The sequence below is a fragment of the Alcanivorax sp. HI0083 genome (assembly GCF_001635175.1).
The window spans coordinates 1-880 of the sequence record NZ_LWFX01000262.1 but is presented as its reverse complement, the minus strand read 5'-3'; the positions used below and the strand labels follow the sequence as shown (position 1 = coordinate 880).

At 59.7% G+C, this 880-nt stretch carries 2 protein-coding genes; both read left to right on the top strand.

What is annotated here, in order from left to right; all coding sequences use genetic code 11:
* Positions 1–597 (top strand): alpha/beta fold hydrolase (locus A3754_RS27040; RefSeq protein WP_197468411.1); only part of this gene is annotated, 597 nt, incomplete at its 5' end.
* Positions 575–880, top strand: a 306-nt coding sequence (locus A3754_RS02820; protein ID WP_231880455.1) for a DUF4336 domain-containing protein, incomplete at its 3' end; no start/stop codon positions are given. The genes A3754_RS27040 and A3754_RS02820, both read left to right, overlap by 23 nt.

Genomic DNA, 880 nt, shown 5'->3' with positions numbered 1-880 from the left:
CTGATGTTCCCGCAACGCAGTGATGCGCTGGTATTGGTGAACCCCATTGGCCTGGAAGACTGGCGCCCGGTGGTGCCCTGGCAATCCGTGGATGCCTGGTATGAAGGGGAGCTGAAGAAAACCCCGGAAAAAGTGAAGGCCTATATGACGGCCAGCTATTTCGATGGCCAGTGGAAAGACGATTATGCCCCCTTGCTGACCTTGCAACAGGGCTGGATTCGCGGGCCGGACTACCCGCGTATTGCCTGGAATTCCGCCCTTGCCTACGACATGATTTACAGCCAGCCGGTGGTGCAGGATTTTGCGCGGCTTGAGGTGCCCACCCTGTTGATCATCGGCACCCGGGACCGCACCGCGCTGGGACGTAACCGGGCACCGGAATCAGAGCGTGCCCAACTGGGGCGCTATGACCAGCTGGGCAAGAAAGCGGCGCAACGCATTCCTGATGCGACTCTGGTTGAATTGGAGGGCATCGGTCATGTTCCACAATATGAAGCGTTTGATGCATACCGCGAGGCGTTACTGAATTTTCTGACGACCCGTTGTCGGGCTGTCTGGCCCAGGGAGGGGTATCATGGCTGTGCTGTCATTGTATGAACCGGTGAACTGGCTCAAGCCGGTGGCCGATGACGTCTGGATTGTCGATGGGCCGGTGATACATATGGCCCTGTATGGGGCAGGGCTTCCCTTCACGACCCGGATGACCATTGTGCGTTTGCCGGGCAACCGGTTGTGGCTGCATTCACCGGTGGCGTGGAACGCGCCCCTGGCCAGGCAGCTGGAAACCCTGGGCACGGTGACGCATCTGGTGTCGCCCAACCGGATTCACTACGCCTATATCGCTGACTGGTCGGCACACTATCCCGAGGCCCGTTGCTGG